We start from the raw sequence: 7,590 nt of genomic DNA, 5'->3' as shown, positions 1-7,590 counted from the left end.
GGGGCCCAGCACGCTTTGGTACAGCACGAACCGGTCCATGCGGCACGTTGGCCATGGAGGGGGCGAAGCCCCATCCCCGAAAAAAATCGCCCCTTTTGACTTACGTCAAGGGCGCAACGGGCCAGGGGACGTATCTCTTGTCTCAACGCGGCAAGCGCCAACTTTCAACAGGAGGACGTGAACATGTTTTGTTACCAATGCGAACAGACCGCCAAGGGTCTCGGCTGTGACAAGCTCGGCGTGTGCGGCAAAAAGCCCGAGGTGTCCGATCTCCAGGATCTTTTGGTGTACGCCCTGTCCGGGCTTTCGATGGTGGCCCACGCGGCCCGGCAAAAGGGCGTGACCGACGCCGAGGTCAACCATTTCACCATGGCCGCCATGTTCTCCACCCTGACCAACGTCAATTTCGATCCCGAGCGGTTTCCGGCCCTGATCGAAAAGACCGTGGCCATGCGCAAGGCCCTGGCGGCCAAGGCGGGCGTGACCGTCACCGGCGGCCCGGCGGACTATGAACCGGCGAAGTCCCTGGACGGCCTCATCGCCCAAGGCCATGAGCACGGCTTAAAGACCATTCCGGCCGTGGACCCTGACGTTTTGTCGCTGAAGCATACGCTCATCTTCGGCCTCAAAGGCGTGGCCGCCTACGCCGACCACGCCGCCATCCTGGGCCATTCCGACGACGCCGTGGCCGAATTTACGCACAAGGCCCTGACGGCCGTCTACGACCCCTCCCTGGACCTGGGGGCCATGGTGGCCATGGTGCTCGAATGCGGCCAGGCCAACCTCAAGGCCATGGAGCTGCTCGACGCGGCCAACACCGGAACCTACGGCCACCCCGTGCCCACCGAGGTTCCGCTGGGGGCCAAGGCGGGCAAGGCCATCCTGGTTTCGGGCCATGACTTGAAAGACCTGCACGATCTGCTCAAGCAGACCGAGGGCAAGGGCATTTTCATCTACACCCACGGCGAGATGCTGCCCTGCCACGGCTATCCGGAGCTGAAGAAATTCAAGCATTTTTACGGCCACTACGGCACCGCCTGGCAAAACCAACTCAAAGAGTTCGCGGCCTTCCCCGGGGCCATCCTGATGACCACCAACTGCATCCAAAAGCCCGGGGCAATCTACCAGGAGAACATCTTCACCACCGGCCTTGTGGGCTGGCCGGGCGTGACCCATGTCAAAAACGGCGACTTCGGCCCGGTCATTGAAAAGGCCCTGGCCCTGCCGGGGTTTGCCGAGGATACGGACAAGGGATCGGTCATGGTGGGATTCGCCAGAAACGCCATCCTGGGCGTGGCCGGGGCGGTCATCGACGCGGTCAAGGCCGGAAAGATCCGCCACTTCTTCCTGGTGGCCGGGTGCGACGGGGCCAAGCCGGGACGCAACTACTACACCGAGTTCGTGGAGAAGGCCCCGGCCGACACCGTGATCTTGACCCTGGCCTGCGGCAAGTTCCGTTTCTTCGACCAAAAGCTGGGCGACATCGGCGGCATCCCGCGTCTTCTGGACATCGGCCAGTGCAACGACGCCTATTCGGCCATCCAGGTGGCCGTGGCCCTGGCCAAGGCCTTCGAATGCGGGGTCAACGACCTGCCCCTGTCCATGGTCCTGTCCTGGTACGAGCAAAAGGCCGTGGCCATCCTTTTGACGCTTCTGTCGCTGGGCATCAAAAACATCCGCCTGGGACCGACCCTGCCCGCGTTTTTGACCCCCAACGTGCTCAATTACCTGGTGGAGACCTACAACATCAAACCCATCACCACCCCGGACGAGGACTTGAAGGCCATCCTCGGATAGCTGAAATCTACGTCAGGCGCCCCTGGATCGGGGAGGCCCGCCCACGCCGCCGACCTCCCCGCCCCAAGGGGCAAAGGAATACGCTATGACCGCCATGCGAAAGATCATCGAAATCGACGAAGAGCTGTGCAACGGCTGCGGCCAGTGCGTCACGGGCTGCGCCGAGGGGGCGCTGCACATCGTGGACGGCAAGGCGAGGCTTGTGGCCGAACGGTATTGCGACGGCCTGGGGGCCTGCATCGGCGAGTGCCCCACGGGCGCGCTTCAAATCATCGAACGCCCGGCCGAGGCCTTTGACGAAGCGGCCGTTCACGAACTGCTGGCCGCCGAAAAGGCCGCCCCCATGCCCTGCGGCTGCCCATCAAGCAACGTGATGAGCCTTTCGCCGTGCGAGAAGGCCAATGCGCCCACGGGGCTGACCGGCGCCCCCGATTCCGCCCCGGCGGCAGGCGTCGGCCGGGCCTCGGCCCTGTCCCATTGGCCGGTGCAGTTGCGGCTCATTCCGGCCGATGCGCCGTTTTTGCGCGGGGCGAGCCTGCTTCTGGCCGCGGACTGCGTTCCGGCTTCGTTTCCGGGCTACCACGACTTCCTGGCCGGACGTTGCGTGGCCATCGGCTGCCCCAAATTCGACGACGCGACAGCCTACGTGGCCAAGCTGACGGACATGATCCGGGTCGCGGGCATCACGGACATCACGGTTCTGGAGATGGAGGTGCCGTGCTGCCACGGATTGCACCGCATCGCCCTGTCGGCCGTGGAGGGTTCCGGGGCGCGCGTGCCGGTAAGGCGCGTCGTGGTGTCGCGCCGGGGCGAGATCATCGCCCGTGAGTTGGCGGGAGGACTGGCCCGGCCCCAGGGCGCCTGCGCCTGCATGGGATAGCGCCGGGCAGTGGCCAGGCAGGCTCAGGCGTTTCGCGAAACAGACGCCGAACGTATTTGTTGAAGGCGCAGCGGAAAACAGCCAGGCGCGGCATGGGAGAGGGCGTTTTACCACGGACAACGACCCGGCGGGCGCGACTGGCGCAGCCGGGGCAGCGGGAGGACAGACCATGCGCAAGACCAATCTTTTCGAGGCGGGGACGTTTAAGGAGAAGGGCTTCGGCAAGCTTTTGGTGCACGACTCGCCGTATTTCAAGATCATCAACTTCAACTTCGAGCCGGGGCAGGAACTGCCCATCCACTCCCACGACCTGGAGGGGCAACTGTCCATCGCGGTCATCGAGGGCGAGGGGGAGTTTCTGGCCGAGGGAGGGACCATGCCCGCCCGGGCCGGGGACGTGCTGGTGTCGGATATCGCCGAACCCCACGGGGTGCGGGCCGCGACCCGCATGCGGGTGCTGGTGACCATCGCCCCGCCCATCTAGTATTGCGTTTGGCCATTTCCGTTATGGCTTAGCAAGCAGCAACACCTTGAATTTATACTTTTTATTCACAAAAAAGATAAATGTTTTTTGTGAACGCCACACAAGGCCGTGTCGACATTCATTGGCGGAAACGGCCGCCTGACTCCACCGCACAGACAAAGCCCCTGCCTCTGATTCCCGGCGGGGGGGTTGTCGTTCTTTATGGGTCTGCTAACAAATGCTGGTCGGGCAGGTCTCTTTGAAACGCTCGTCACCTTGACAATTTGTAATTTAAAAATTACAAATTGGCATGAACATCGTCCGCCGCTACCGCACCGAAGATGGTCGAGAGGTCATCACCGAATGGCTGGCCCACCTCCGAGACGTGCGGGCGAAGGCGCGAATCGCCGCCCGGGTGGATCGGCTCAAAGCTGGCAACCTCGGTGACTGTAAACCCCTGCGGGACGGCGTGTCGGAACTGCGGGTCGACTACGGCCCGGGGTATCGCGTCTCTTTCGGCGTGGTGGGCTCCCAGGTGATTTTGCTGCTTTGCGGCGGTGACAAGCGCTCCCAGGAGGCCGACATCGAGAAGGCCGCCGAGTACCTGGCCGATTTCAAAAGGAGGATGCAACCATGAAGAACCTCGACCGCGCCAGCGTCAGCCATGACGACGCCCTTGTCCGTGAACTGCGGGCCGATCCAGCCTATGCTGCGGAGTACCTCCAGGCCGCCATGGAAGATACCGAGGAACCGGCCGTGCTGCTCATCGCCTTGCGCCATGTCTCCGAAGCCTACGGCATGGCCGATGTCGCCAAGGCCGCCGGCATCAAACGGGAAAGTCTGTATCGCGCCCTGTCGCCCAAGGGAAACCCGACGCTGAAAACCTTGACGGCGGTGTTGAAGGCAGTCGGTCTACGGCTGGCCGTAGCCCCTGGAACCTCCGGCCAACAATCCGCTTGCGCCTGTTAAATCTGCCTTCCAGGAACGGGTTCAGCGTCGTCGCCGTGGGCGTCGTGCTTGCCCTGACGGCTCTTTTCTTCCTGACTGCCAAGGGCCAACGATGCCGCCCACAGACCTACCCGGTCATGGTCTTGTTGCGGCCGCTACGCTTGGCGGAGTACATGGCCTGGTCCACCCGGGTCAGCCAGTCTTCCAGGAGCTCTCCGGGCCGGTATTCGGCCACCCCGAAGCTGACGGTCAAACGTACCCCATCGGAAAAGGCGTGGTCGGCGACCGTCTGGCGCAGTTTTTCGGCCACGCCAAAGGCGGCATGGTCGTCCGTGCGCGGGGCCAGGATCAAAAACTCCTCGCCGCCCCAGCGAAACACGTAATCCACGGAACGCATGCCGACCGCGGCCAGCCGCCCCAGATCCGCCAGCACCTTGTCGCCCACGGCATGGCCCAGGGTGTCGTTGATGGTCTTGAAGTGGTCGATGTCGAACATCAAAAGCGAGACATGGTCGGCATAGCGCCGGGCCAGCTCCATCTCCCGGACCACCACCTCGTCGAACTTGCGGCGGTTGAAAAGCCCGGTCAGACAGTCCACCGTGGCCAGCTTGCCCAATTCTTCGTTGGCGATCTCCAGGGACCGCCTGTCGGCCACGATATCGTTGATCAGGGGCCGAAACAGCGCCACGCCCATGAAGGCCAGGATGGCCAATGTCCCGAGCAAAAACGCCAGCGGCAGCCGGTCCAGAAGGAAAAGACTCCGTCCGCTCTCGCTTTGATGGTGCAGGAGCAGGGCGTCCAGCCCGGCCAAGAGCTCCAGGCCGCCCGTCTCGTGGAAACGTCTGATCAAGGCATGGGACAAGGGTTTCCCGGCCTGGGCCTGCCGGGCCACAGTGCGGGCCGTGTTCACGAACACGTCCAGACGCCGGGTGATCTCCTGCCAGGAGTCGGTGTCCGGGGGGGCCAAATCTCCGGTCTGGAGGCCGCCCAGCCGGGCATGGACCGAAAGCAGTTCGCGAAGGGCGCCCTGCATCTCGTTGAGGGCCGTATCCCGAACGGACGGCAGGGCCGCGCGGTCCGCGACAAAGCCGAGGATCACCACGCTCTGGGCCAGCATGCGCTGCCGCACGCTCAGGTCAATCACCACGGCCCGGCGCCTTTCCAGGTTCATGGTCCTGTCCAGAAACAGATATGACCCCCCGGCCAGGACGGCCAGAAGCAGCAGGGCGCTGGCGTAACGCCAGGTCAGGGCGAATTTGGTCATGCGGCTTCCCGGCGCGGGGACAGGGCTCAACCTCCCGACCCGGCGCGCGACGGCCCCATGCAGGGGCGAACACATCGAATGCGGAAACACTGGCGTCTTCCGGAATTCACACCGCCCGTTCGTAAATCCCGGGGCGGGTACTGCATCAGGATTGTTGGCGCGTAAGCGAGATGCTGCCGGGGAACGCAGAAAAAGCCGCCCCCTGGACCGCCGAGACATACCACACTTGGCAAAAAAGAAAAGCCCCGCAGGCCGAACGCCCGGACTCCCATGGTCGCGGTCGGCGGGGAACACGAAAAGCCGGGGCTGTCCCGAATGCCGCCACGGCCGGACGGGGATGCCCGCTAAAACCCAACGACGCATTCGCCCGGGGCGAAACGCTTCTCGAACTCCCGGCCCCAGCCGCACATGCGCTCCAGGATGGGAATGACGCTTTCCCCAAGCGGCGTCAGGGCGTATTCCACCCGGGGCGGCACCTCGGGATGCACGTGTCGGCTGACCATGCCGTCGGCCTCAAGCTCCCTGAGCTGCTGGGTGAGCATCTTCTGGGTGATGTTGGGCATGGCCTTTTTCAGCTCCCCGAACCGCCGCACCCCCTCCATGTGCAGCCGCCACAGGATGATGGGCTTCCACTTGCCGCCGATGACCTGAAGACACAACTCAATCGTGCAGTAATAGTCGCGCCCGCCCAGGGTCTTGAGGGTGCAGGCCCCGCCGGGACGATCTTCGTTGGCGCTCATGGACGCTCGCTCCTTTCCGCACAGTTTGTCTGATCCGCCCGTGCTCTTCCGGCAGATATCGCCGCCTGGCGCAATAGTTTCTTTTTGCATACTACCATACTTATTTGTGCCTGCTTGCTTTTTAAGGAGTACTACATAAAATCCCCCCAAGTGTAAAGAAGACACCAGACCTGAAAGGAGAACGCCATGGACGCCTTGGAAGCCATTCACACCCGGCGCAGCATCCGCACATTCGACGGCGAACCCGTCTCCCCCGGACAGCTCGAAACCCTCCTGCGCGCGGCCATGGCCGCCCCCAGCGCCGGAAACGCCCAGCCCTGGCGGTTTTTGGTCATCACGGACAGGGCCATCCTGGACAAAATACCGGACATCCATCCCTATGCGGCCATGGCCCGCACCGCGCCGATCGGCATCCTGGTCCTGGGCGACGCCAGTCTGGAGAAATATCCGGGCTACTGGGTGCTCGACTGCGCCGCCGCCATCCAGAACATGCTTGTGGCCGCCCGGGCCACGGGCCTGGGCGCGGTATGGACCGGCGTCTATCCGACGCCGGAGCGGGTGGCGGCCTTTTCCAAGATGTTCGCCCTGCCCGGGCACATCACCCCCCATTCCTTCGTGGTCGTCGGGCATCCGGTCCAGTATCCCGGCCCCGTGGACCGCTTCAACCCGGCGCGCATCGACGAAAACGCCTTTGTGGGCAAATAGCCCCAACCCCAAACCACATCCACATCCGGAGGTCTCACATGAAAGTCTCCCTTGGCGCTGAAACCCTGGCCGCCCCCACCCCGGCCTGGCTGGTGGGCTCTTACGACGCGGCAGGCGCGCCCAACATCATGACCATCGCCTGGGGCGGCATCTGCTGCTCCAAACCGCCCTGCCTGGCCGTGTCCCTGCGCGCCGCCACCCATACCCACGGGGCCATCATGGCCCGCCGGGCCTTCACCGTGTCCATCCCCTCCGTGGCCCAGGCCGCCGCCACGGACTACGCGGGCATGGTCTCCGGAAAAAACACGGACAAATTCGCGGCCCTGGGCCTGACTGCAGTCAAAAGCGAGCTGGTGGACGCGCCGTACGTGGCCGAATGCCCGCTGATCGTCGAATGCGCCGTGCTGCATGTCTTCGAACTTGGGCTGCACACCCAGTTCGTGGGCGAAATCAAGGACGTGAAGGCCGATGCGGCCATCCTGGATGACAAAAACCGCGTAGACCCGCAAAAGGCCAAATTTTTCACTTACATCCCCGGCGCGCGGCGCTACGTGGCCCTGGGCGCGGACATCGGCCAGGGATTCTCCATCGGCAAGTCCGCCGTGGCCGGATAGCGGAGGAGGAGCCTTCGGCGACCAGGGAGGAAACTTTTGAAAAAGTTTCCTCCCTGGACCCACCTTCAAAACTTTTATCGCGCTTCGCGGCCTCTCGCCGCCAGGCGGGAACACGCCCTCCGCCCGCCCCGGAGACCGGGGGGTCCGGGGGGAATGATTCCCCCCGGGCGGGGTGGGGT

At 63.9% G+C, this 7,590-nt stretch carries 9 protein-coding genes; 7 read left to right on the top strand and 2 right to left on the bottom strand.

What is annotated here, in order from left to right:
• Positions 1–183: 183 nt before the first annotated feature.
• From hcp to V3572_RS01865, 5 genes are all read left to right on the top strand, one after another.
• Positions 184–1,797 (top strand): hydroxylamine reductase, encoded by a 1,614-nt coding sequence (hcp, locus tag V3572_RS01885; RefSeq protein WP_332109276.1) that lies wholly within the window; start codon positions 184–186, stop codon positions 1,795–1,797.
• Positions 1,798–1,882: 85 nt separating this feature from the next.
• Positions 1,883–2,677: an ATP-binding protein gene (locus V3572_RS01880; protein ID WP_332109275.1), complete on the top strand. Its 795-nt coding sequence runs from the start codon at positions 1,883–1,885 to the stop codon at positions 2,675–2,677.
• A gap of 169 nt (positions 2,678–2,846) precedes the next feature.
• Positions 2,847–3,161 carry a cupin domain-containing protein gene (locus tag V3572_RS01875; protein ID WP_332109274.1) on the top strand — a complete coding sequence of 105 codons (315 nt, stop codon included), beginning with the start codon at positions 2,847–2,849 and terminating at the stop codon, positions 3,159–3,161.
• Between the two features lie 289 nt (positions 3,162–3,450).
• Entirely contained in the window at positions 3,451–3,777 is a 327-nt protein-coding gene (locus V3572_RS01870) for a type II toxin-antitoxin system RelE/ParE family toxin (RefSeq protein WP_332109273.1), read from the top strand.
• A complete protein-coding gene (locus V3572_RS01865; protein WP_332109272.1) occupies positions 3,774–4,109 on the top strand; it encodes an addiction module antidote protein in 336 nt (111 codons plus the stop codon). The genes V3572_RS01870 and V3572_RS01865 overlap by 4 nt, the downstream gene beginning before the upstream one ends.
• 106 nt (positions 4,110–4,215) lie before the next feature.
• Here V3572_RS01865 and V3572_RS01860 read toward each other — a convergent pair whose 3' ends face one another.
• Together V3572_RS01860 and V3572_RS01855 are read right to left on the bottom strand one after the other, a co-directional pair.
• Positions 4,216–5,352 carry a GGDEF domain-containing protein gene (locus V3572_RS01860; RefSeq protein ID WP_332109271.1) on the bottom strand — a complete coding sequence of 379 codons (1,137 nt, stop codon included), beginning with the start codon at positions 5,350–5,352 and terminating at the stop codon, positions 4,216–4,218.
• A 344-nt stretch (positions 5,353–5,696) separates the two neighbouring features.
• Positions 5,697–6,092 (bottom strand): winged helix-turn-helix transcriptional regulator, encoded by a 396-nt coding sequence (locus V3572_RS01855; protein WP_332109270.1) that lies wholly within the window; start codon positions 6,090–6,092, stop codon positions 5,697–5,699.
• A gap of 186 nt (positions 6,093–6,278) precedes the next feature.
• On the opposite strand from V3572_RS01855, the gene V3572_RS01850 reads away from it, so the two are divergent.
• Both V3572_RS01850 and V3572_RS01845 read left to right on the top strand, forming a co-directional pair.
• On the top strand, positions 6,279–6,797 hold the full coding sequence (locus V3572_RS01850) for a nitroreductase family protein (RefSeq protein WP_332109269.1): 519 nt from the start codon (positions 6,279–6,281) through the stop codon (positions 6,795–6,797).
• Positions 6,798–6,835: 38 nt separating this feature from the next.
• Positions 6,836–7,411 carry a flavin reductase family protein gene (locus V3572_RS01845; RefSeq protein WP_332109268.1) on the top strand — a complete coding sequence of 192 codons (576 nt, stop codon included), beginning with the start codon at positions 6,836–6,838 and terminating at the stop codon, positions 7,409–7,411.
• Positions 7,412–7,590: the final 179 nt, after the last annotated feature.

The organism is Desulfolutivibrio sp. (assembly GCF_036584575.1).
GTDB lineage: Bacteria > Desulfobacterota > Desulfovibrionia > Desulfovibrionales > Desulfovibrionaceae > Desulfolutivibrio.
The sequence above is the reverse complement of the archived record's forward strand: the minus strand, read 5'-3'. Positions and strand labels throughout refer to the sequence as shown.